Genomic DNA, 23,195 nt, shown 5'->3' with positions numbered 1-23,195 from the left:
GGCGATCGTTCGTGTCTGGCAGCTTGATCAGCCGGGCATGCACTCAGCCCATCTCCCACCCGACAGCCGCCACCCCGACCAGCGCCGGTTCCACCACGGTCATCAGGTTCTCCGGCGTCAAGCTCGTCGCCAGCACCCCCTGCAACTTCATCATCGTGACAAAACCAGCCTGCGCACCGGCCGCGCCATCGGCGTCGAACTGCACCAGCGTGTCATTTCCGCTTTGCAGGTAACGCAGCACGCCGCTGGCGAACGGGTCGCCCGCCGGCACCGCGCCGCCCAAGAGGGCCGACACGTCGATCCGGTCGCCGCCCGCGCCCACCGAAAAATCGCGCACGCTGAAGATGCTCGTGCCCACGCTCCCCACCACGCCGAAGCGGTCGCTGCCGTCCCCGCCGATGGCCGTCACCTGGTTCGAATTTTGCGTCTGGCGCGTCAGGATGATGGCGTCGTCGCCCGCGCCGCCGTTGGCCACAACGCGCCCTTGCGCCAGGTAATCGTTGGCGTTGATCTCGATCCGGTCGTTGCCGGCACCGCCGAAGGCGCCCACGTCGGCGTCGGTCTGCACCTTGATGATGTCGTTGCCGCCACCGCCATTGAGCAAGCCATCGATGGCGGCAGTGTTGATCAGGTCGTCCCCCGCCCCGCCATCGATCACGTAGCTGCCATAGTAGGCGGACATGGAGTCGTTGCCGTTGCCACCATTGAGCGTATCGTTGCCCTCGCCGAACAGCTGATCGTCGCCATCGCCGCCATACAGCAAGTCGTTGCCCTCCTTGCCCGACAGCAGGTCGTCGCCAGCGCCGCCGTACAAGGTGTCGTTTCCTTCTGCGCCAGTGAGGTAATCGCCGCCGGCGCCGCCGTCGAGCAGGTCGTTCCCGTAAGAGCCGTCCAGGTCGTCGACGCCATCGTCGCCGCGCAGCACGTCGTCGCCAAAATAGCCGAGCAGGCTATCGTTGCCGGCCCCGCCGTGAATGGTGTCGTTGAGCACGCCGCCAAGGATAAAGTCGTTGCCGCTGCCGGCCTGCACCTGCATGCCGTTAATCGAGCCGTCCTGGTTATAGCCTTCGACAAAATTGTTCGGCAAGACATCCTGCGCGTGCACGCCAAGCAGGGTGGCCACCGTGCGGAAGGTGGCGGCGCCACCAAGGGCGCCGTCGGCGTCGATCTGCACCAGGGTGTCGCCCCCTTGCTGCAGCAGGCGCGCGTAGCCGGGAGCGCCGAAGGGATTGCTGTTGTAGTAGGGCTGCAGGGAGCCGATGGCGAGCTTGTCGCCACCGGGGCCGGCCACGAAATCGTCGATGATGATCGTTTCGCCGTGCACGCCCTGGGAAAATGCAAACGCATCGCTGCCGGCGCCGCCGCTGGCGTGCACCATGATCGGCGCCGCCGTTGCATGAAAGCCCAGCGTGTCGTCGCCGTCGCCGCCGGACAGCAGCCACTCGCCAGGCGCCGTGCTGCCCGACGCCGCCCTGACCGTCAGCGAGTCGTGGCCGGCGCCGCCATACAGGCTGTCGTTGCCGTTGCCGCCTTCAAGCCCGTCGTTGCCGGTGCCGCCCTCGAGGCGGTCGGCCCCGGCGCCGGTGGCGCTCAGGCTGTCGTCGCCCGCGCCACCCATAAGAATGTTGTTGCCGATATTGTCGGTCAGGAAGTCGCGCCCGTCGCCGCCGACGACCAAGTCGTCGCCGGCCCCGCCGTCGATCTGGTCGGTGCCGCCTTCGCCGTCGAGGACGTCGTTGCCGGCGTCGCCGAACATGACGTCGTCGCCGGCGCCGCCGAACACGCTGTCGGCGCCGTCGCCGCCGTACAGGCGGTCGCCCGAGCCGTCCTCGTCGCCACCTTCGATGTAGTCGTTGCCGCCCGCGCCGCGAATCAGGTCGGCGCCACCCAGGCCAAAGATGCGGTCGTCGAGCGCGCCGCCGCGCAGGATGTCATTGTTGGCGGTGCCGGTCAGGGTCAGGCCGGTCACCAGAAAATTCGCCGGACGCAACAGTTCGTCGTCGGCCGCGGACAGCATGAAAAATGTGGACATGGCAATTCCTAACAGAAGGTTGAGTCGAGGCAAGAAAGGCGTTCCGCACTGCGCGGACAGCTATGATGCGCCGTTCCCTCGCCAGTGTCGAGACGCGCATTGCCACGCCCTTGCGCGGGGCAAGGTGCGTGGCAATCGTCCTGCGCTTGCCTCGGTCAGTCGAGCAGGAACGCGGCCGATGCCGCATCGGCCACGCCCACCAGTTGCACCGGCGCGCCAGTAGCCTCGACCACGTTGTCGCTCGTCATGCTGCTGGCGAGCACGTTTTGCAAGGTCATCAGGGTGGCGGCAAGCAGCGGGCCGGCCGCGCCGTCGGCATCGAAGCGCACCAGGGTGGCGCTGCCGCTTTGCACGAATTCGAGCACCCCGGCAGGCGAGGCCAGGCCCGTCAGGTCGATCCGGTCGCCCCCGGCGCCGGCCGCGAAATCCTTCACCGTCAGGCTGCCCAGGCGTCCTTCGCCGCGCAGCGCGTAGGTGTCGATGCCGGCCCCGCCGCTGGCGGTGAGCGCCGTGTTGTCAAGCGCGCCGCGCGTGAAAACGATGGTGTCGGCGTCCTCGCCGCCGGACGCGAGCACGCGCCCCGCCACCGCTCGCTGCGTTGCGGCGACCTCGATCAGGTCGGCGCCGCGCCCGCCGAACAGGCCGCTGTTGCCGCTGCCCATGACTTTCAGCAGGTCGTTGCCGTAGCCGCCGTTCAGTTGCACGCTGCCGCTGCCGCCGTCGAGGGTGTCGTTGCCGGCGCCGCCGTCGAGCACGTCGTCGCCCTTGTCGGCGAACAGCGCATCGTCGCCATTGCCGCCGTTCAGGGTGTCATCGCCGGCGCCGCCGCGCAGCACGTCGTTGCCTTCGCCGCCGCTCAGTTCATCGTTGCCGGCGCCGCCGTCGTAGCTGTCGTCGCCATCGCCGGCCTTGAGGATGTCGGCGCCGTCGCCGCCGTCCAGCGTATCGTTGTCGAAGCCGCCGTCGAGCACATCGTCGCCCAGTCCGCCCTGCAGCGTATCGCTCGCGCTGCCGCCGTCGAGCACGTCATTGCCTGCAGCGCCGTCGAGCTTGTCGTTGCCCGCCCCGCCCAGCAGGCTGTCGACGCCATCCTCGCCGAACAAGGTGTCGCCACCGGTATCGCCTTCAAGGCGGTCGTCGCCCGCGCCGCCATGCAGCGTGTCGTTTTCTTCGTTACCCTTGAGCAGATCGTTACCCTGGAAACCGAACAGCTCGTCATTGCCCCAGCCGCCATCGAGCGTATCGTTGCTGCGCCCGCCGTTGAGCGTCTCGCCATAGTGCAGGCCGGTCATGACAATGCCGTTCTCGGAGCCGTTCGGATTCATGCCGCCGACAATGTGGCTGGCGGTGAGCTGGGCGGGTACCACGGCGTCGATGGTGAGGATGGTGCGAAAGCTCGCCGCGCTGCCGGCGGCGCCGTCCTCGTCGAACTGCAGCTGTGTGCTGTTGCCGTGCTGCTGCACGCGGAAGTAGCCGAGCGCGCCGAACGGGTTGCTGACGTAATTGGCCGCGACCTGCGGAATCAGGGCGTCCAGGTCGATCACATCGTTGTGGTAGCCGAGATGCAAGTCGGTGATGTAAACCTGCCCGGCGTGGGCGCCGGCCGCGAACGCGAAGATGTCGCCGCCGTACTCGCCGCCGCTGGCGACGACATCCTGGAATGCCAGCGAGGGGCCGAAGGTGAGCACGTCGTCGCCGCTGGCGCCGACCAGCTTGACCGAGCCTTTGGCGCCGCCCGTGAAATCGGCGATCAGGTGGTTGTCGCCATAGCCGCCGACCAGCGTATCGCCAACACCGCCGGTGATGGTGTCGTCGCCGTCGCCGCCGTCGACCTTGTCGCTGCCGGCGCCGGTCGTGACGATGACGTCGCGTCCGTAGCCGCCGAGCACGACGTTGTTGCCTTCGACCTCGGTGAGAATGTCGTCGCCATGGTCGCCGTTGAGGTAGTCGTCGCCCACGCCGCCGCCCATGGTATCGTTGCCGTCCCCGCCCACCAGGCTGTCGTTGCCCGCGTCGCCGGCCAGGGAGTCGTCGCCTTCGCCGCCGAACACGCTGTCGGTGCCGGCGCCGCCTTGCAGCAGGTCGCCATCCGCGCCACCTTCGACCAGGTCGTTGCCGGCGCCGCCGAGCAGGGTGTCGCTGCCCGCCAGGCCGATCAGGTGTTCGGCGCGTTCGTCGCCGCTGATGCTGTCGGCGCCCGCCGTGCCGGTCAGCACCCGGCCGAAGAAGGCGGCCGAGGGATCGTAATTCTGCTTGAAATTGGCGACCGTGAGGCTGGCGGCGCTCACGTTGCGCAGGGTCATGATGTCGAACATGGCGTATTGGGCCGCGGCCGCGCCGTCCGGGTCGTAGCGCAGCACCGTGTCGGCGCCGCGCTGTTCCAGGCGCAGGTAGCCGTCGGCGCCGAACGGATTGCCGGCATAGCTCGACGACAGGTTGGACAGGTACAGGTCGATCACATCGTTTTCCGCGCCCACCGAAAAATCGCTGACAGTGACCTTCGTGAGGCTTTCCGGGGAGCTGTACACCCACAGCCGGTAGCTGTCCAGGCCGCTGCCGCCGCTCGCGTTCACGGTCACCGCCGACGGCGCGTCGGAGATCTCGAAGCGGTCGTTGCCGTCGCCGCCGATCAGCTGCACCGTGCCGAACTCGGGGGACCCGTAACCGCCCGCTTGCAGGGTATCGTTGCCAGCGCCGCCATCAAGCAGGCTGTCGCCCTCGTAGTCGACCGACAGCTGGTCGTTGCCGGCGCCGCCGAGCAGGGTATTCGATCCGGTACCGCCGTCCAGGCGGTCGTCGCCCTCGCCCCCGTCAAGCTGGTCGTCGCCGTCCTGGCCGAACAGCCTGTCGTTGCCGGCGCCGCCAAGCAGGGTGTCGCGGCCAGCGCCCGACCAGATCACGTCGGCGCCGCCGTTGCCTTCGTAGCGGTCATTCAGGTGGGAGCCGGAGATGTTGTCGTTGCGTTCGTCGCCGATGAAGGTCTCGCCGACTTCGATGCCGGCCGGCAGGATCTCGCTGGTGGAAATGTTCGGCGCCACCGACGCGGCCACCACGCCTTCGAGCCGCAGCACGGTCTCGAAGGCGGCCGCGCTGCCCTTGGCGCCGTCGGCGTCGAATTGCAGCAAGGTGTCCGCGCCTTCCTGCACCAGTTTCAGGTAGCCGCGCTGGCTGGAAAACGGGTCGCCCAGCGAGAGGTCGATGCCGGCCAGCAGCTTGCTGAGGTCGATCCGGTCGCCCTCGGGGCCGACGGCGAAATCGGTGACCGTATAGCCGGCGGGACCGCTCTCGCGTTCCAGCAGGTACACGTCGCTCCCGCCACCGCCGGTCACGCGCGCCGTGCCCTTGTTCAGGAATGCCACGCTGAACAGGTCGCCGCCATCGCCGCCGTCGGCCAGGGTGGTGGCGACGGCCTCGTTGGCGCGGGCGCGGATCGTGATGCGGTCGGCCCCGCCGCCGCCGAGATAGGTATCCTGCCCGTCGCCGAGCAAGACGTCGTTATCCATGCCGCCGTCGAGCAAGCCGCTGCCGCCCCGTTCGGAGTACAGGAAGTCGACGCCGGCGCCGCCGGACAGCGCAACCTTGCCTTCGTAATCGTTGAGCGTGTCGTGGCCCGCGCCGCCCTGCAGGGTGTCGTCGCCCAGTTCGCCCCTGAGGTCGTCGTTGCCGGCGCCGCCATCGAGGAAGTCGTTGCCGGCGTGGCCGACCAGAACGTCATCGCCGCGCGCGCCGAGCAGGGTATCGTTGCCGTCGAAGCCGAACAGGGTGTCGCTCCCGGCGTAGGTGTCGTCCGGGTCGTTGCTGGTAATGTAGTCGTCGCCCGCATAGCCCCACATCCGGTCCGAGCCACCGTTGCCCGAAATGGTGTCGTTGAACTCCGTGCCATACAGGATGTCATCCCCGCTCCACCCCTGCAGATCGCGGCCGATGCCGGCCAGGGTGGCACTGGTGCTGGCCTGGAGGGCGTCGCTGCTGGCAAGGTCGGCGTGCTGCGCGGTGACGGTGTTGGAAGTGGTCATGTGGGTCCCGGGAATGACGGTTGGTCGATGGCGATCGACGTCAATCATGCCCGTGCCCGATAGGAATGTACAGGAGATAAAATTAAAGAAAATGTAACAATTTGTTCGTCCGGCGCGCCGCTGCGCAGATGACGCCGGCCCCGCATCCGCCGAACAGGCCGCTGGCGCCGTCGAGGACGCAGAAGTTACAACTCAATCTGCAACAAGCGATGTCGGGGCGGCCGAGCCGACTGCGCTTTGCCGCCCCCTCCCCGCTTATCCGATGATGTGTTCGGCAGGCGCCATACCCACCAGTTGCAGCGGCACCGCGCCGGCGACAAGGTTTTCCGTGACCAGGGTGCTGGCCACGACGTTTTGCAGGGTCATGAGGGTGTAAGCGCTGCCCGCGCCCGCATTGCCGTCCTGATCGAGCTGCACCAGTGTCGAGCTGCCGCTCTGCTCGAAGCGCAGCACGCCCGACAGCAGCAGCTCGGCGGCCGGCGGCGGAGCTTTGAACAAGGCCTTGACATCGATGCGGTCGCCTCCGGCACCCGCCGCGAAATCCTTGACCGTCACGCTTCCCGAGCGCTGGTCGCCCGCCAAGACGTAGGTATCGACCCCCGCGCCGCCAATGGCGGTCACCTCGCTGGTGGCCGCCAGCACGGTGCGGCGCAAGATGAAGGTATCGTCGCCCGCTCCTCCCCCGGCGACGACGCGGCCGCTTCCACTATAAATGTCGATCACGTCATTGCCGACACCGCCGAATACGCCGCTGTCGCCCAGCGCAGACAGCTTCAGCGTGTCGTTACCGCTGCCGCCATTCATCTGGACGCTGCCACCCCAGGCCTGAAGGGTATCGTTGCCGGCTGCGCCGTCAAGCACGTCGTTCCCGTCCAGGTCAGAAGCGGTGAGCAGGTCGTCGCCATTGCCGCCCATGAGCGTATCGGACCCGGCGTCGCCGGTGAGTTCATCATTGCCGTCGCCGCCGTACAGCTGGTCATTTCCCTCACCGCCCTCGATGGAATCTTTCCCGCTGCCGCCGGTGAGCAAATCGTTGCCGTTACCGCCCAGGATGGAACTGTCGCCCGCACCGCCATCGATCGTATCGTCGCCGTTCTCGCCATCGAGGTAGTCCTTGCCCTCGCCGCCGTACAAGGCGTCATTGCCGCCCCCGCCGCGCAGATAGTCGTTGCCACCACCGCCAAACATGGTGTCGTCGAGCTTGCCGCCGATCAGTGATTCATCGGCGTTGTATCCAACATTGTAGCGGCCCACTTCCAATCCGTTGGGATTGCTGCCCCCCTTTAAATTAGCGGCATGAACATCAGCGGCCAGTACGTTACGCAAGGTCACCAGGGTGCGAAATTGCGAGGCCGCGCCGGCCGCGCCATCGTCGTCCACCTGGAACAGGGTATCGCTGCCGCTTTGAACCAGGCGCAGATAGCCGGCCGGGCCGAAGGGATTGGCGCCGTATTGCGGCACCCACGGAAGTGCCATCTGATCGCCGCCGATCCCGGCCTGGAAATCGGTGATGATCGTGGCTTCGTCATGCTTCCCACCCAGGAAATTGTACTGGTCGCGGCCGCTGCCACCGGTGATCTCGATGGTCTTCCATGCAGGGTTGGCGTTGAGCGTCAACACATCATCGCCCGCGCCTGCGTCGATGACAACGTAGACCGGCGCCGTCGATGTGGTCGTGTTCACATTGATTTCGTCGTCGCCGGCGCCGCCAACGACGGTATCGCTGCCGAAAGCGGCGGAGATGAAGTCGTTGCCGTCGCCACCATCGAGAAAATTGCCATCACGGCTGGCAGACAGACGATCGTCACCGGCGCCGCCATACAGAAAAGCCAGGCCGGAGCCGTCGAGTTGGTCATTGCCATTGCCACCGATCAAGGTGTCACTGGCAGGCTCGGCCACGCTGAGGTCGTCGTTGCGGTTGGCCCTGAGAATATCGTTTCCCTCACCACCGTCGAGCATGTCGCTACCGGCATTACCTTCGAGCCAATCGTTGCCGCTACCGCCCCTGAGGATATCGTTGCCAGCGCCGCCGCTGAGCGTATCGTTGCCACCGAGTCCGTCAATGACATCGTCCAGCGCGGCGCCTTGCAGCCTGTCGGCGCCGTCGGTGCCGGTGATGGTCAAGCCGGGCGCCAGGCGGTTGGGGGCAGTGGCGCCGGCATCCTGGCCGATGCCAGCGGCAGAACGTTTAACGGTAGCGAGAACGTTACCGGTCAACTGGGTCATTGGGAAATTTTTCATGGTCATCCTTGAGGTCGGGGCCGGAACACCTGAAAGGCATTCCTGGCAATATTTTCAGTATGCCATCATGCCTGCCATGAACTGTCGTGTCCAGAAAGAATCTCGGATTTCCATTGCCGATCAACCCGCAGGCCGGTGCGGGTCCGCGTGGCCGCAACGGCTACGCGGACGGCCGCGCTCAGCCGATGGGCATGCCGTCCGGCGCCACCCCCACCAGCTGCACCAGTGCCGACGTCGTATTGATGAAGTTATCCACGGTCAGCGCACTGGCTTGCACATTCTGCAAGGTCATGAAGCTGTTGACATGGCTGCTGCCGCCCTCGCCGTCGAAGTCGAGCTGCACCAGGGTCGAGGTGCCGCTTTGCACCAGGCGCACATAGCCGAGCCGCAAAGGGTCGCCGGCGCCCATGACGCGCGCGAGCGATTCCGGCAAGTCGATACGGTCGCCGCCCGGGCCGGCGCTGAAGTCCTTGACGACGACGCTTTCCATGTCCGGCAAGCGGTCCAGCCGGTAGGTGTCGATACCGGGTCCGCCAATGGCGGTCACGCTGCCGCTCCCGGCGTACCCGAGGTGCACGATGACTGTATCGTCGTCCGCTCCGCCCCCGACCACCACGCGTCCCTGGTCGGTGAGGGTGATCTCGAACACATCGCGGCCGCTGCCGCCGAACAGGCCGCTGTCGCCCTGCCCGCGCACTTTCAGATAATCGTTGCCGCTGCCGCCGTTCAGCTGCGCCCCGCCGCGCCCGCCATCAAGGGTATCGTTACCAGCCCCACCGTCGAGCACGCCTTGGCCGTGAGTCAGCACCAGTTCATCGTCGCCGTTGCCGCCGAACAGCGTATCGCTGCCCTGGTTGCCCATCAGGAGATCGTTGCCGTCGCCGCCGGCAAGCAGGTCATCGCCGCTGCCGCCGTCGAGCGTATCGTTGCCGGCGCCGCCGTTGAGGGTATCGTTGCCGGCGTCGCCTTCGACCAGGTCGGCCCCGCCGCCCCCTTCGACCAGATCGTTGCCGTCATCCCCGTGCAGGCGGTCGTTGCCCTCGTCGCCATACAGCACGTCGTCGCCAGCGTCGCCATTGAGCCCGTCGTCGCCGGCCAAGCCCGCCAGGGTGTCGGCGCCGACGCTGCCGTGGAGGTAGTCGTCGCGATGCGATCCCAGGAAGTAGCGACCGCCTTCGGCGCCGTCGGGACGGTATCCGCTCGCGATATTGGCAGCCTGCAGGCTGCTGGCCAGCACGCCGGAGAGGGTGGCCAGCGTGTGGAAGCTGGCAGCGTTGCCTGCCGCGCCATCTTCATCGCGCTGGAACAAGGTATCGTTGCCGCTCTGGACCAGGCGCAGGTAGCCGGCGCTGCCGAATGGATTGGAGGTGAGCGGGAACAAGGCATCGAGCTTCAACTGGTCGCCGCCGATGCCAACCTGGAAATCGCGGATCACCGTGCTTTCGCGGTGCTGGTGATTGAGGAAGTAAAACGTATCGATGCCGCTGCCGCCGAGAACGTCCACAATGGAACCCGCAAGATGGTCAGCAATCATGATCGTATCGTTGCCGGCGCCGCCCAGCACGGTGGTCCTGCGCGGCGCGTCGGCAGATCCCGTCATCACGAGAATCTCGTCGTCGCCGGCCCCGCCGTCGAGCGTGTCGTTGCCTTGTTGTGCGTACAGGACGTCGTTGCCATCGCCGCCGCTGAGCAAGTCGTCACCCGCGCCGCCGGAAAGCGTATCGTTGCCTGCGGTACCGGTCAGCGTCAGCCCTGGCACACTGGTGGCAAAAGTAAAAGTCGTCATGGTCATCCTTGGAAGTGATAAGAAGCTGAAACGCCAACGTATGTATGGTGGCAATATTTACAGCTTGATATCATGCCTTCACGGGATAATCATGTCCAGAAAGAAATCTTACATTAGAATAAAATCTCAGCCCGGTTCGACCCAGCCGGCGCGCAGCGCGGCCTCGAAGGCGGCCGCCGGCAGCGGGCGCGAGAACAGGTAGCCCTGCACTTCGTCGCAGCCGGCGTCGCGCAGAAACTCCAACTGCTGGCGCGTTTCCACGCCTTCGGCAATGACCTTGTGGCGCAGCTGGCGCCCGATGCTGATGATGGTGCTGGCGATGGCGCAGTCGTTGCCGTCGAACGGCAGGCCGGTGGTGAACGAGCGGTCGATTTTCAGGGTGTCGATCGGGAAGCGCTTCAGGTACGACAGGCTCGAGTAACCCGTGCCGAAGTCGTCCAGCGACAGGCTCACGCCGAGCGCGGTGATGCGGTCCATGATGGCGATCACGCGCTCGATGTCGTGCATCAGGGTGCTTTCGGTGATTTCCAGTTCCAGCCAGGACGGATCGAGCTGGTAGCGCGCCAGCGTCTCGCTCACGCGCGCGGGCAAGGCGGCCGAAAACTCGCGCGCCGACACGTTCACCGCCAGCCGGAACGGCGGCAGCCCGGCCGCCTGCCATTGCGCCGCCTGGGCGCAGGCCGCTTCTAACACCCATTCGCCCAGCTGGACGATCAGACCGGTCGCTTCGGCCAGCGGGATGAATTCGGCCGGCGGCACCAGCCCGCGCTGCGGATGCAGCCAGCGCACCAGCGCCTCGGCGCCGACCACGGCGCGCGTGCGGATGTCGAACTTGGGCTGGTAGTGCAGCAGCAGTTCGCCATCGGCCAGCGCCTGGCGCAGGCCCGATTCGAGGCGCATGCGCTCCTGCATGCCCTGGTTCATGTCGTGGCTGTAGAAAGTGACGCTGTCGCCGTCGCCGCCGAGCTTGGCGCGCGCCATGGCGATGTCGGCCACGCGCAGCAGGGCTTCGGCGTCGACCCCGTCCTGCGGATAGACGCTGATGCCGATGCTGGCGCCCACGCGCAGGTCGTGCCCTTCGATCAGGAAGGGCTCGACCAGCGCCGCCTGCAGCTTGTGCGCCACCGTGGTCGCTTCGAAATGCTCGCGGATGTCGAACAGGCCGACCGCGAATTCGTCGCCCGACAGGCGCGCCACCACGTCCTGCTCGCGCAGCACCTGCTTGAAGCGCTGCGCCACCTGCTTGAGCAATTCGTCGCCGGTGGCGCGCCCGAGCGTATCGTTGAACATCTTGAAGCGGTTCAGGTCGACGAACAGGATGCAGGCGGTGGCGCCCTTGCGCTGGGCCGACGTCAAGGCCTGGTCGACCAGCTTGGCCATCAGGCTGCGGTTCGGCAGGCCGGTCAGGGCGTCGTAGTAAGCCAGGTGGTGCAGGCGCTCTTCGGCGTGCTTGCGCTCGGTGATATCGGTCAGGTAGGCGATCAGGCCGACCGGACGCTGCTCGCGGTCGCGCAGCGGCGAGAGCGACAGGCTGGCCCAGAACACCTCGCCCGATTTTTTGCGGCGCCGCACTTCCATCATGCGCCCGCCCTGCTCCACGAAGGCGTCGTGGAAGGCCGTGTCTTCATCGGCGTACAGGAACAGGATGTTGCGCCCCACCGCTTCCTGGGCGCTGTAGCCGAACAGGCGCTCGGCGCCCTTGTTCCAGCTGGTGATGTAGCCGGTCTGGTCCATCGTCAGCACCGACTCGTGGATCTGGTCGAGAATCTGGGCCTGGTGCGACAGCTCCGCTTCGAGGTCGAGGTAAGCCTGGGTCGAGCGCAGCGCGAAGTCGTTGACCTTGAGCAGGCTGGCGGCCAGCGCGGCCAGGCCGGCCAGCAGGCGCGCATCCTGCTCGTCGTAGGCGGCGCGCCCGCCGACCACCAGGTGGCCATAGTCGACGGCGCCGCTGGCGACCGCGCACGCCAGCCGGGCGCCCGCGCCATCGGGCGCCGGCCCGAAGGCTTGTCCGGACAGGACAAAGCTGCCGTGCGGGCTGGCCAGCAGGTCGCGCGCAATGCGCCCGAGTTCGGCCGCAAGCTGCTCGCCGCGCAGGTTGAGCACGGCGGCGCACAGGGCGGCACTGCTGGTCAGGAAATCGGTCGCGGGGCTGACATGCATCCTACAGGTTCCTGCCGACCTGGATCGCCCAGTGATAGGCGTGCAGCTGGCTTTGCCACCATTGTGTATGGTCGATGCCGAGCGCGGCCAGTTGCGCCGGCGCCGGCAAGCCTTGTTCCACCAGGCGCAGCTGTTCGCCGAGGCGCCCTTCGCGCAGCAGCAGCGCTTCGGCCGCGGCCGGCGCCAGGCCGAGGGCGCCGACGATGTCTTCCATCGACATGCCGAACAGCACGTCGAGCAGCGAGAACACGCCGGTCATGAACGCCACATCCTGTTGGTCGCGCTCGCCGCCCTGCAGCTTGCACAGGCATTCGAGCTGGGCGGCGCGCAAGGCGGCCAGCGGCAGCAGCGGATTGGCCATGCCGTCGGGCTGCTGGCGCGCGTACAGCAGTAGTTGCAGCCAGCGCTGCAACTGGCGCCGGCCCAGCAGGTTGATGGCCTGGCCGAAGCTGGTGATCTGGGTGCTGAGCGCGAACGCGGCCGAGTTGACCAGCTTGAGCAAATGGTAGGACAGCGCCGGATCCTGCTTGAGCAATTGCTCGAGCTCGCGCGATTCGGCATCGCGCGCCAGCAGGCCCAGCAAGGCCAGCAGGCGCTTGCGCGAGGTGCCGTCATGCGCCTTGGCCTGCGGCGACGGATGCAGCGGCCAGTCGCCGGCCAACCATTCGAAGCCGGCCTCGACGCAGTCGGCAAAGCGCGCCGCGCTGTCGACCCGGTACGCCAGGTGCGGGCCGAACAGGGACAGGACCTGGTATTTACCGCCGCGCGCAACGGGCAGGCCCGCGCCGCAATCGAGCGCGACCGCGCGCAAGGCCGGCGCCAGCTTGACGCCGTCGTCGGCCTGGCCGTCGAGCAGCACGCGGTAGCCCTGGTCGTGCAGCGCCAGCGTTTGCTTGACCAGCGCCTCGTCGGCCAGCACGGCGGCGCCGATCGCAAAGATGACGCGGTTGGGCGGCATCAGCGCCAGCAGCGACGGGGTCAATACGGCGGGCGAGGCGAGCGGCACGATGCAGTCGAGCGGCGCGATGGCGGTGAGCAGGCCGGGCGCGCCGAACACCTGTTGCAAGGCGGCCGCGTGCGCGGCGCCGGGAGCGCCGCCGACGCGCACGATCAGCGCCAGCCACTCGTTTTGCGCATTGGCCGCCGCGTGCATCTCTACCAACGGGAACGGTGTTGTATCGAAGGCGGCCATCGGCATCTTTGCGTTAGTGGGTTAAGTAATCTTAGTTGAGATAATGATAGGAAGCAATCACTTCGTGGTCCACGCGATAGCAGTTCGTCATCATTACTTCGCGAGAAAGCAGAAGGATACTAGCTTCCTTCGAAACGTGCGTGCTGCACGGCATATCTGATCAGTTCGGCCTGCCCTTCGATGCCGAGTTTGCGCTTGATATTGAGGCGGTGCGTTTCCACCGTGCGTACCGAGAGGTCGAGCGTGCGCGCGATTTGCTTGTTGGAATGCCCGCCGGCCAGTTGCTGCAACACTTCCTGCTCGCGCGCCGACAACTGGTTCTCTTGCACGCTGGGGCGGGCCAGCTGGCGCGCCAGCGCGGCGCTGTAGTAAATACCGCCCGCCATCACGGTCTCGATGGCCAGCACGATATCCTTGCCCGGCGCATCCTTGAGCACGTAGCCGCGCGCGCCGGCCTGCATCGCCTGGCTGACGTATTCGACCTTGTCGTGCATCGACAGGATCAGCACGGCGATTGCCGGAAATTGCTGGCGGAAACGGGCGCTCGCTTCGATGCCGCTGATGCCGCGCATGTTGATGTCCATCAGCACCAGGTCGATGGCGTGCTCGCCGGCCTGGCGCAGCGCCTCTTCGGCGCCGTCGGCCTCGGCCACCACGCGCAAATGCGGCACCGCTTCGAGGCGCGCGCGCAAGCCGTCGCGCACCAGGGGGTGGTCGTCGACCAGCAGGATGTGGATGAGTTTGTCGGTCATGAGCGCGCGCCCTTGCTTGGCCTGGTGGGAAGTGGGGCCGCCGCCTGCACCGAGGTGCCGGCCGCGGACGAGGTGATGGCCAGCTGGCCGCCAATGGCGTCCATCCGTTCCATCATGTTGCGCAAGCCGATGCCGCGCTTGGGGTGGATCGCCACGCTCGCGGCGTCGAACCCGGCGCCGTCGTCGGCAATCGTCAGCGTCACATTGTCGTTCTCGCGCGCCAGTGTGATGTCGACCTGGCGCGCGCCGGCGTGGCGCTCGATATTGGTCAGCGCTTCCTGGGCGATGCGAAACAGCACCGTGTTGGCCACGTCCGGCAAGCCATCGGTGACCCCGCGCGCGATGAAGCGCACCGGCAGCGCGCTGTTCTGGGTCGCTTCGTGCGCCAGGTGGTCGAGCGCGGCGGCCAGGCCCAGGTCGTCGAGGATGGCCGGGCGCAGGTTGTGCGAGATGCGCCGCACCTCGCCCAGCACATCGTTGAGCTGGCCGGCGGTGTGCTCGAAACTGGCGCGCGCCTTTTGCTGCTGGGCCGCGTCGCCGCCGAGGCGGATCACGCCCGCCTCGATCTGCAGCTTGATCGACACCAGCCACTGGCTGATGCCGTCGTGCAGGTCGCGCGACAGGCGCGCCCGCTCCTGCTCCTGCGACTCGACCACGCGCTGGGCCAGCACCTTGAGCTTGGCGTCGGCCACGCGCAGCTCGCTGATATTGAGGGCCAGCCCGGAACTGGCCACCACCAGCGCGCTGACGATCGCCAGCAGCGCGATCCACAGCATGGTGCCCTGGATATTGCGCGACTGCTGGGCGTCGATCTTGGCCAGCGCGGCGTCCACATCGTCCAGGTAAATGCCGGTGCCCAGCATCCAGCCCCAGTTCTCGATCGGGACCACATAGCCGAGCTTGGGCGCCGATTTGTTGATCGACGGCTTGGCCCAGATGTAGCGTTGCAGCCCACCGCCGGCCTTGGCGCGTTCGAGCAGGCGCTGGATGGTTGGCTCACCGTTGACGTCGCGCATCTCCCACAGGTTGCGCCCCACCAGTTCCGGCTGGCGTGGATGCATCAGGCTGTTGCCCTGGAAATCGTAGACGAAGAAATAGCCGTCGTCGCCGTAGCTCAGGGTCGACAGGATGCGCTTGGCTTCGTCGAGGGTGGCCTGGTCGCGCTTGCCGGAATCGACCAGATGCGCGACCGAGCGCGTGGCCAGGTCGACGTAATGCTTGAGTTCGGCTTCCTTGCTGGCCAGCCAGGCTTGCTGGATGGTGTCGCGCTGCTGCTGGGCCAGGGTGATGGCCTGGTGGCGCACGAACAGCGCGATCGTGCACAGCGCCAGGATCAGCGGCGTGATCGCGAGAAAGATGACCTTTTGCCTTAACTTCATACAGCGCCCGGCCTGCCGTTGACGGCTTTGTGAACAAGCTACGATTCTACGACGCCGGCGGCCGTGGCGGCTACGTAGTAACACGTAAGGCGCTGCGTAGTGCTGCGCTTGCTGCGCGGGCAAGCCCATTCGATACTGAATCACGCTGTGCGGAATTGCACCGGCATTGACCGGTCCAACCAGCACGGAAGATAAAAAACCTTGGAGGAGTCACCATGAAACGTCTGTCAAGCCAGCTCGGCTGGGCTGCGCTATCGATTTTCGGCGCCTGCGCGCTCGGTTACATCGCGCTCAAGCGCGGCGAAGCCATCAATGCAATCTGGATCGTCGCCGCGGCCGTCTGCGTGTACCTGATCGCCTACCGCTTCTACAGCTCTTTTCTGGCCGACAAGGTGCTCGGGCTCGATCCGCGGCGCCAGACCCCGGCCGAGAAGTTCAACGATGGCCTCGACTACGTTCCCACCAATAAATATGTGCTGTTCGGCCACCATTTCGCGGCGATTGCCGGCGCCGGCCCCCTGGTCGGCCCGGTGCTGGCCGCGCAGATGGGCTACCTGCCCGGCATGATGTGGATCCTGGCCGGCGTGGTGCTGGCCGGCGCGGTGCAGGATTTCATCATCCTGTTCATCTCGACGCGCCGCGACGGCCGCTCGCTGGGCGACCTGATCAAATCGGAACTGGGCGACATTCCGGGCGTCATCGCCCTGCTCGGCACCTTCATGATCATGGTCATCATTCTCGCGGTGCTGGCGCTGATCGTGGTCAAGGCCCTGACCGGCTCGCCGTGGGGCAGCTTCACTGTCATGGCCACCATTCCGATCGCCCTGTTCATGGGCGTGTATTCGCGCTTCGTGCGGGTGGGACGGATCGGCGAAGTGTCGCTGATCGGCTTCGTGCTGCTGATGCTGGCCATTATCGGCGGCCAATACGTGCAGGAACACGCCGTGCTCGGGCCGATGTTCACCTTCACCGGCACCGAACTGACCTGGATGCTGATCGGCTACGGTTTTGTCGCTTCCGTGATTCCCGTGTGGCTGCTGCTGGCGCCGCGCGACTACCTGTCCACCTTCCTGAAGATCGGCACCATTGTCGGCCTGGCGATCGGCATCCTGATCGTCGCACCCGACCTCAAAATGCCGGCCGTGACCAAATTCATCGACGGCAGCGGCCCGGTCTGGTCGGGCAGCCTGTTCCCCTTCCTGTTCATTACCATCGCCTGCGGCGCGGTATCGGGCTTCCATGCGCTCATTTCGTCCGGCACCACGCCGAAGATGATCGAAAACGAACAGCACGCGCGCTTCATCGGCTATGGCGCGATGCTGATGGAATCGTTCGTCGCCATCATGGCGCTGGTGGCCGCCTCGACCATCGAGCCGGGCATCTACTTCGCCATGAACAGCCCGGCCGCCCTCCTGGGCACGACGGCCGAATCGGCGGCGGCGGCGGTGACGCAGATGGGCTTTTATATCACGCCCGAGATGCTGACCCAGACCGCGAAAGACGTCGGCGAGAGCAGCATCATCTCGCGCGCCGGCGGAGCGCCGACCCTGGCGGTGGGCATGGCCAACATCTTGTCGAACGTCATCGGCGGCAAGACCATGATGGCCTTCTGGTACCACTTCGCGATCCTGTTCGAAGCCCTGTTCATCCTCACGGCGGTGGACGCCGGCACCCGCGCCGGGCGCTTCATGCTGCAGGACTTGCTGGGCACCTTCGCCCCCTCGCTCAAGCGCACCGAATCGATTCCGGCCAACCTGATCGCCACGTCCCTGTGCGTGGCGGCCTGGGGCTACTTCCTGTACCAGGGCGTGGTCGATCCGCTGGGCGGCATCAACACCTTGTGGCCGCTGTTCGGCATCGCCAACCAGATGCTGGCCGGCATTGCCCTGATCCTCGCCACCTGCGTGCTGTTCAAGATGAAGCGCGCCAAATACGCGTGGGTGACCATGGTGCCGACCGCCTGGCTGCTGGCCTGCACCCTGACCGCCGGCTGGCAAAAGATTTTCCACGACAACGTGCGCATCGGTTTCGTGGCGCACGCACAGAAATTCCAGGCCGCGATCGACCAGGGCGTGGTGCTGGCGCCCGCCAAGTCGATGGCGCAGATGCACCAGATCGTCTTCAACGATTACCTGGACGCGTCGCTGGCGGGCTTTTTCATGTTCGTGGTGCTGTCGGTGCTGGTGTTCGGGGCGCGCACGGTGTTCAAGGCGCGCGCCGAAGCCGCGCCGAGTTCGATGGAAACCCCGTTCGTCGCCAGCGCGGCCAGCCCGGCATGAGCATGTTCGGCAACCTGGCGGACGCCGGGCGCGGACTGGCCCAGGCCGGCCGCTATCTCGGGCAAAGCATGCGCCTGATGGTGGGTTTGCCCGAGTACGACACCTACGTGGCGCACATGGAGGCGACCCATCCGGGCCAGCCGATGATGAGCTACGAGGAATTTTTCCGGGAGCGCCAGGAAGCGCGCTACGGCGGCGCGGGCAAGCGCGGCGGGTGTTGCTGACAGGCGCGCGCAACGCACCAGAAAGGGGACGCTTCGGCGTCCCTTTTGCATGGCAAGCCGCCAGACAAGCATGCGCTAAGAGGGAACGGCAGAATCGAACGCGACTGGCATGGAGGTCGGCAAGCCTGATTGCGCGGCGCGAAGCGCCAGGATATCGTCCTGCACGGCGCGCGAGAGCAGGTGCGCGATGCGCGAGGAAAGGTCGATTTTGGTGTCGGCTTTGGCGCGCGCCGCAATGGCCATGCGGGCGACCAGCGCCTGCAAGTCATCGACGCACAGAATCCGGTGAAACTGCCGGTCCAGATTGGTGAAGACCAGCGAATTACGCTTGCGGGCCAGCAATTCAATAATGTTGCTCAGCGTCCCGGTACTCATGCCATCCCACACCATCAATCCAAGGTCGGCCGCTTGCGCCATGGCCACGTCCTTCGCCGTGAACCAGGCGCGCGAGCGTTTTGCGTGGTATGTCGCGACCTGATGCACAGGCCAGCCGCCGATGTTGTTGCGCGGCCGCTCGCCACTGCAGTAGACCGTGACCCTGATCGCGCCCTGATCGGACAGGAATTGCTGGATAGCACTGTCGGCGCCATCCGCATCGCCGACAATGACCTCGTAATTCATCGACAGGATATTCATGATCCGCACCTGCACCTCATCGTGCAGATGCTTGATCTTGATCGACCCCGCGATAAAAATGGTTGTCATCTCGGGCGCCTCCAGGTTAATGCTGCCACGTAAATATGCTGTATTTTCTCACACTCCCGCAAGACCTGGCACGCGGCATCGAGCGACGCGCCCGTCTCGTACAGGTCATCCACGAGCAAAACGTTAAAGGGTCCACCACCGTCGAGATCGTGGGCGAGGCTGAGCCGACCGGCCAATGCGGCATCTTTTTCCTCACGGCTTGCGAGATCTTTCAATGAGCGACTCCCGGCTGCTTTGACCAGGAATTTCTTTTGCGCCGGCACTTTCAGCATCCTGGCAAGGTAAGCCGCCACATGGCTGACCGGCTGCCGCGACCTCTTCTTGCTGGGCGCCATGGGTACGACGACATGGATCTTCGGCAACCGAGGGATGATATGGGTGTAAAGCGCCTTGGCCAGCGCCGGTACCTGTCCGTAATCGTCGTGCGATTTAAGTTGGTAAAGGGCGCGTCCGGCTTCTGTGTAGTCGGTCTCGAATGTCGGATGGCCGTGCGCGTCATGCCCGGTGAGCGTGGAATGCGTGCTGTGGCGATCCAGCACGAAGCCGCAATCCCATGGCCCATGAATTTCCAGAACGTCTACTTGCATCTCGATTTCCCCTTGCGGCCACCAGCGAGGCCCCGGGACGTTGCTGGCAAGCCGCATCGACGCAGGACACAGGCCCGCTTCCGCATTCCTTTTGCATTATCCCTATCCTTACCCACAATTCGTCGTCCAATTGCGTAAAATGCAACACAGCTAATACAACATGGATCTGGAACGCACTGATGGTCATTATCTCGGGTAGGAAAAACGTGTATCGCAAGCTCGGCTATGTTGCCGACTTCTGTCCCATCTGCAGGTCGGTGCAAGCGTTCCTGGTCAGGCGGATCGGGCGCGCCAGCCATGTGTATTTCATCTCGGTCGGCAAGGGCGAGCTGGCCGGCTTCGAGCGGATCTGCCAATCGTGCCTGACGCCGCTCAAGACGGAGTCGAAAACGTACAAACAGATTTTGAAAGAAACCGCTCCCCTGCCTGAACTGCAGGCCAGCACGTTTCCCAACCTCGAAGAGGTGTGGAAGGAACAACTGGCGCTGGAAGCGCGGATCAGCAACGCGCTCGCGTACTTCCCCCCCACCGAAAGAAGCGAATTGATCCTGAAGCCCTTCCTGTTGCTGGCGCCGACGGTGGAACGATGCTACAACTCGGTCGTGATGGACAAGCAAGCCAGCTACACCCTCCTGGGCAGCGTGCTTGCCACCGCGGCCGGCTGGGCCGCCGCCGCCGCAATGTTTCCGGGATCCGGTTACAAGGTCGGGCTCGGCATCTTCGTGATCGGCTATGCGCTGTCGCTCTGGCAAATCCTGGCGGCAAAAACCCGCCGTGTGACGCGCGAGGTGGTCCCGGCCATTGCCAAGGGCCTGCGTCCGCTGGCGCCGAGCGACAGCGAACTGCAAGCCGCTTTCGCCGCAGTGCGCGACGCCGGCTACATGATGGGAACCAAGCTCAAGCTGCCGGAATTGCAGGCGCTGCTGAAGTAGCCATCGCGCCTATGCCGGCGGAGCGGCGTGGCTGGCCGCAAATTGGCGAAAAAGCATCGCGCACATGATCGCGCAGCAGCTGGTTATCCCAAGGCTTCGTGTAGTAGCGCAGGACGGCGCCGCAATTAACCGCTTCGATGATCGAGGCCAGATCGCTTTGCCCCGACAACACGATGCGAAACGTCTTCGGATAGAGCTCCTTGACCTTGTCGAGGAAATCCGTGCCGCTCATCGACGGCATGCACTGGTCGCACAAGATCACCTGCACCTCGTTCAAGGCGAGCATGTCGAAACCTTCGGCGGCCGAGCCTGCGCACAGGATGCGGTAGCCGTCGCAGCCGAACAGGTTGCTGAGCACTTCGAGCATGAAGGGATCGTCGTCGATGATTAACAGCGTCTTCCCGGCCTGGACGGCGTCCGCCGGCGGGCCGAGCACGTTACGTTGCAACAAAAATGCGCTGACCTGCTCGGTTGGCAGGGGACGGCTGACATAGTAGCCCTGGATCTGGTCGCAGCGATGGCGGCGCAGGTAGTTGAGCTGGGCGGCCGTCTCGACGCCTTCGGCGATCACCTCGAGCTTGAGACTGCTGGCCATGCTGATGATGGCCAGCACGATGGCCGCGTCATCGGGATTGTTGGTGACCTCGCGGATGAAGGCGATATCGATCTTGAGTTTATCGATGGGGAAGCGGCGCAGGTAAGCCAGGCTGGAGTAGCCGGTGCCGAAATCGTCGATGGAAATCTGCACCCCATGTTGTTTCAGCCGGCTCAAGATGTCGGAAGTGCGTTCGGTATTGGCCATCAAGGACGTTTCGGTCAGCTCTAGCTCCAGCAAGCCCGGTGGAATGGCGTGCCTGGCCAGCCCGGCGATGATGTCCGCGTCCAGGTCGCCTTCGAGGAATTGTCTTCCGGAGACGTTGACCGAGACCTGGACCGGGCCTGAGGGCGATCGCAACCACATGCCGATCTGTTTGCATGCCTGCGCCAGCACCCAACTGCCCACCTGCACGATCATGCCGGTCTCTTCCAGGACCGAGATGAATTCATTCGGCGGCACCATGCCGTACCCTGGGCGATTCCAACGCAGCAGCGCTTCCAGGCCCGCCACGCGGCCGCTGTTGAGGTGCACCTTGGGCTGGTAGTGCAAGACGAATTCCTCGTTCTCGATCGCCTGCCGCAGCGCCTTCTCGAGCTTGAGGCGGGCCAGCACGTCGGCATTCATCTGGGCCGTGAAAAAGCGGTAGGTGTCGCGCCCGGCATGCTTGGCCTCGTACATCGCCGTATCGGCATACTTGATCAAGGTGGCCGGATCGGACGAATCGGCCGGATGGAGCGTGATGCCGATGCTGGCCGTGATGCTCAGTTCGTGCTCGTGCAGCACGAAGGGCGCGCGCAATGCGTCGCGGATCTTGTCAGCGATCACGACCGCGCCCTGCTGGCTGTCCTGCATGATCAGGATCAGCGCAAATTCGTCCCCGCCCAGGCGGCCGACGGTGTCGCGCACGCGCACGCATTCGACCAGCCGGTTGCTGAACTGTACCAGCAGCTCGTCGCCGACCGCATGCCCGAGCGTGTCGTTGACCGTCTTGAAATTGTCGAGGTCGATGAACATGACCGCCACCAGCGCGCCGGTGTCGCGCGCCAGCGCCACGGTGCGCTGCAGCGATTCGTAAAACAAGGTGCGATTGGGCAGGCCCGTGAGCGAATCGTGATGCGCCAGATGGGTCAGGCGCTGCTGCGCTTCCTTGCGCTCGGTGATATCGCGCACCACGATCACGATGGTCCAATCATTTCCGGAGCGCATGGCCTGGCTGTTCACTTCCACCTGCACGGTCGCGCCATCGCTGCGCCGCATCCGCATTTCCTCCTGGTCGCGGTTCAGGCCGCCAGCGATGAGGGCATCGTATTGGTGTTCCAGCTTGGCGTCGCTGGCATCGATCAGGTCGGCCATCCCCATGCCCAGCATCTCCTCGCGCGTGTAAGCGAGCAAGGTGCAGGCGGTTTCGTTCACCTCGGTAAAGCGCATGCTGGCGCGGCTGACCAGCATGATGGCGTCGGCGGTGGCGTCCATCGCGGCGCGAAAGCGCTCCAGGTCCGCCGTGCGCGCCTGCACCTGGCGCTCCAGGTTGGCGCTATGGTCCTGCAGGTCGCCATAGGCCTTCAAGCGCAGCAGGTTGCGCACCCTCAGCCACAGTTCGGCGCGGTCGACCGGCTTGGTTAAAAAGTCTTCGGCGCCGGCGTCGAGCCCGGCCAGGCGCGCGGTGCGTTCCAGGTGCGCGGTGACCATGATGATGGGAATATTCGCCGTGGCCGGGTTCGACTTCAGGATGCTGGCCACTTGATAGCCATCCATGCCCGGCATGGTAATGTCGAGCAGGATCAGGTCGGGCGGCTCGGCGCCGATGGCGGCCAGTGCCTCCTCGCCGCTGGCGGCGCTGGAGGTGCTGTATCCTTCCGGGCGCAACAGTACCGCCAGCAGGCGCCGGTTCTGGGCTTCGTCGTCGACGATCAGGATGGTGGGCGCGCGCAGGCTCATGCCGCCGCTCCCTGGGGCAGCAAGGCATCGATGGCGGCGAACAATTCCTGGTAGCGCAGCGGCTTGGCGATGTAGGCGTCGCACCCGGCGCTCTCGCTTTTTTCGCGGTCTTCCTTCATCGCCATGGCGGTCAGCGCGATCACCGGGATGGCGCCGGTGGCGGGGTCCTGTTTCAGCAGCGCGGTCGCCGCCAGGCCGTCCATGCCGGGTAACTGGATATCCATCAGGATCAGGTCCGGTCTCTCGGTACGCGCCATCGTCAGGCCGCTTTCGGCGTCGACCGCGCACAGCACGGCGTGCCCGGCATGGCGCAGCAGCAGAGAGGCCAGCTTCATGTTGGCCGGGTTGTCTTCAATGACCAGGATGGTTGCCAT

15 protein-coding genes are annotated in these 23,195 nt (G+C 65.5%); 3 read left to right on the top strand and 12 right to left on the bottom strand.

Features of this window, described 5'->3' with window-relative positions:
- Positions 1-43 precede the first annotated feature (43 nt).
- The 8 genes from F0185_RS18490 to F0185_RS18455 form a co-directional block, all read right to left on the bottom strand.
- Positions 44-2,032 carry a calcium-binding protein gene (locus F0185_RS18490; protein WP_167226856.1) on the bottom strand — a complete coding sequence of 663 codons (1,989 nt, stop codon included), beginning with the start codon at positions 2,030-2,032 and terminating at the stop codon, positions 44-46.
- 155 nt (positions 2,033-2,187) lie between these two features.
- Entirely contained in the window at positions 2,188-6,048 is a 3,861-nt protein-coding gene (locus F0185_RS18485; protein ID WP_167226854.1) for a calcium-binding protein, read from the bottom strand.
- A 255-nt stretch (positions 6,049-6,303) separates the two neighbouring features.
- Positions 6,304-8,274, bottom strand: coding sequence for a calcium-binding protein (locus tag F0185_RS35200; protein ID WP_167226852.1), 1,971 nt, complete (start codon positions 8,272-8,274; stop codon positions 6,304-6,306).
- Positions 8,275-8,467: 193 nt separating this feature from the next.
- A complete protein-coding gene (locus tag F0185_RS18475) occupies positions 8,468-10,075 on the bottom strand; it encodes a calcium-binding protein (protein WP_167226850.1) in 1,608 nt (535 codons plus the stop codon).
- Positions 10,076-10,201: 126 nt separating this feature from the next.
- On the bottom strand, positions 10,202-12,235 hold the full coding sequence (locus F0185_RS18470) for a putative bifunctional diguanylate cyclase/phosphodiesterase (protein WP_167226848.1): 2,034 nt from the start codon (positions 12,233-12,235) through the stop codon (positions 10,202-10,204).
- A 1-nt stretch (position 12,236) separates the two neighbouring features.
- Positions 12,237-13,427: an HDOD domain-containing protein gene (locus tag F0185_RS18465; protein ID WP_167226846.1), complete on the bottom strand. Its 1,191-nt coding sequence runs from the start codon at positions 13,425-13,427 to the stop codon at positions 12,237-12,239.
- A gap of 119 nt (positions 13,428-13,546) precedes the next feature.
- The gene (locus F0185_RS18460) at positions 13,547-14,179 is read right to left on the bottom strand and encodes a response regulator transcription factor (RefSeq protein WP_167226844.1); all 633 of its coding nucleotides are present in this window, start codon (positions 14,177-14,179) and stop codon (positions 13,547-13,549) included.
- Complete coding sequence (locus F0185_RS18455; protein WP_167226842.1) at positions 14,176-15,558, bottom strand: cache domain-containing protein; 1,383 nt, start codon at positions 15,556-15,558, stop codon at positions 14,176-14,178. Before F0185_RS18455 ends, F0185_RS18460 begins: the two co-directional genes overlap by 4 nt.
- A gap of 215 nt (positions 15,559-15,773) precedes the next feature.
- On the opposite strand from F0185_RS18455, the gene F0185_RS18450 reads away from it, so the two are divergent.
- Positions 15,774-17,837 carry a carbon starvation CstA family protein gene (locus F0185_RS18450; protein ID WP_167226839.1) on the top strand — a complete coding sequence of 688 codons (2,064 nt, stop codon included), beginning with the start codon at positions 15,774-15,776 and terminating at the stop codon, positions 17,835-17,837.
- Positions 17,834-18,061 carry a YbdD/YjiX family protein gene (locus F0185_RS18445; RefSeq protein ID WP_229477090.1) on the top strand — a complete coding sequence of 76 codons (228 nt, stop codon included), beginning with the start codon at positions 17,834-17,836 and terminating at the stop codon, positions 18,059-18,061. The genes F0185_RS18450 and F0185_RS18445 overlap by 4 nt, the downstream gene beginning before the upstream one ends.
- A gap of 75 nt (positions 18,062-18,136) precedes the next feature.
- On the opposite strand, the gene F0185_RS18440 is transcribed toward F0185_RS18445, so the two are convergent.
- Both F0185_RS18440 and F0185_RS18435 read right to left on the bottom strand, forming a co-directional pair.
- On the bottom strand, positions 18,137-18,697 hold the full coding sequence (locus F0185_RS18440; protein WP_223164533.1) for a hypothetical protein: 561 nt from the start codon (positions 18,695-18,697) through the stop codon (positions 18,137-18,139).
- A gap of 65 nt (positions 18,698-18,762) precedes the next feature.
- Positions 18,763-19,353, bottom strand: coding sequence for a ComF family protein (locus tag F0185_RS18435; protein ID WP_167226837.1), 591 nt, complete (start codon positions 19,351-19,353; stop codon positions 18,763-18,765).
- Positions 19,354-19,532: 179 nt separating this feature from the next.
- Here F0185_RS18435 and F0185_RS18430 point away from each other — a divergent pair, with 179 nt between their 5' ends.
- Positions 19,533-20,285: a hypothetical protein gene (locus tag F0185_RS18430; protein WP_167226835.1), complete on the top strand. Its 753-nt coding sequence runs from the start codon at positions 19,533-19,535 to the stop codon at positions 20,283-20,285.
- Here the strand turns inward: F0185_RS18430 and F0185_RS18425 are convergent.
- Entirely contained in the window at positions 20,251-22,821 is a 2,571-nt protein-coding gene (locus F0185_RS18425; protein ID WP_167226833.1) for an EAL domain-containing protein, read from the bottom strand. The two genes, F0185_RS18430 and F0185_RS18425, sit on opposite strands and share 35 nt — an antisense overlap.
- Entirely contained in the window at positions 22,818-23,195 is a 378-nt protein-coding gene (locus F0185_RS18420; RefSeq protein ID WP_167226831.1) for a response regulator, read from the bottom strand. Before F0185_RS18420 ends, F0185_RS18425 begins: the two co-directional genes overlap by 4 nt.

The sequence above is a fragment of the Massilia rubra genome, assembly GCF_011682065.1.
GTDB lineage: Bacteria > Pseudomonadota > Gammaproteobacteria > Burkholderiales > Burkholderiaceae_D > Telluria_A > Telluria_A rubra.
This window is presented reverse-complemented; position numbering and strand designations above follow the sequence as displayed.

Bases quoted from the DNA above. Each gene is read 5' to 3' on its own strand.
- F0185_RS18490 (WP_167226856.1), bottom strand. From the start codon at position 2,032: ATGTCCACATTTTTCATGCTGTCCGCGGCCGACGACGAACTGTTGCGT.
- F0185_RS18485 (WP_167226854.1), bottom strand. From the start codon at position 6,048: ATGACCACTTCCAACACCGTCACCGCGCAGCACGCCGACCTTGCCAGC.
- F0185_RS35200 (WP_167226852.1), bottom strand. From the start codon at position 8,274: ATGACCCAGTTGACCGGTAACGTTCTCGCTACCGTTAAACGTTCTGCC.
- F0185_RS18475 (WP_167226850.1), bottom strand. From the start codon at position 10,075: ATGACGACTTTTACTTTTGCCACCAGTGTGCCAGGGCTGACGCTGACC.
- F0185_RS18470 (WP_167226848.1), bottom strand. From the start codon at position 12,235: ATGCATGTCAGCCCCGCGACCGATTTCCTGACCAGCAGTGCCGCCCTG.
- F0185_RS18465 (WP_167226846.1), bottom strand. From the start codon at position 13,427: ATGGCCGCCTTCGATACAACACCGTTCCCGTTGGTAGAGATGCACGCG.
- F0185_RS18460 (WP_167226844.1), bottom strand. From the start codon at position 14,179: ATGACCGACAAACTCATCCACATCCTGCTGGTCGACGACCACCCCCTG.
- F0185_RS18455 (WP_167226842.1), bottom strand. From the start codon at position 15,558: ATGAAGTTAAGGCAAAAGGTCATCTTTCTCGCGATCACGCCGCTGATC.
- F0185_RS18450 (WP_167226839.1), top strand. From the start codon at position 15,774: ATGAAACGTCTGTCAAGCCAGCTCGGCTGGGCTGCGCTATCGATTTTC.
- F0185_RS18445 (WP_229477090.1), top strand. From the start codon at position 17,834: ATGAGCATGTTCGGCAACCTGGCGGACGCCGGGCGCGGACTGGCCCAG.
- F0185_RS18440 (WP_223164533.1), bottom strand. From the start codon at position 18,697: ATGAATATCCTGTCGATGAATTACGAGGTCATTGTCGGCGATGCGGAT.
- F0185_RS18435 (WP_167226837.1), bottom strand. From the start codon at position 19,353: ATGCAAGTAGACGTTCTGGAAATTCATGGGCCATGGGATTGCGGCTTC.
- F0185_RS18430 (WP_167226835.1), top strand. From the start codon at position 19,533: ATGGTCATTATCTCGGGTAGGAAAAACGTGTATCGCAAGCTCGGCTAT.
- F0185_RS18425 (WP_167226833.1), bottom strand. From the start codon at position 22,821: ATGAGCCTGCGCGCGCCCACCATCCTGATCGTCGACGACGAAGCCCAG.
- F0185_RS18420 (WP_167226831.1), bottom strand. From the start codon at position 23,195: ATGGCAACCATCCTGGTCATTGAAGACAACCCGGCCAACATGAAGCTG.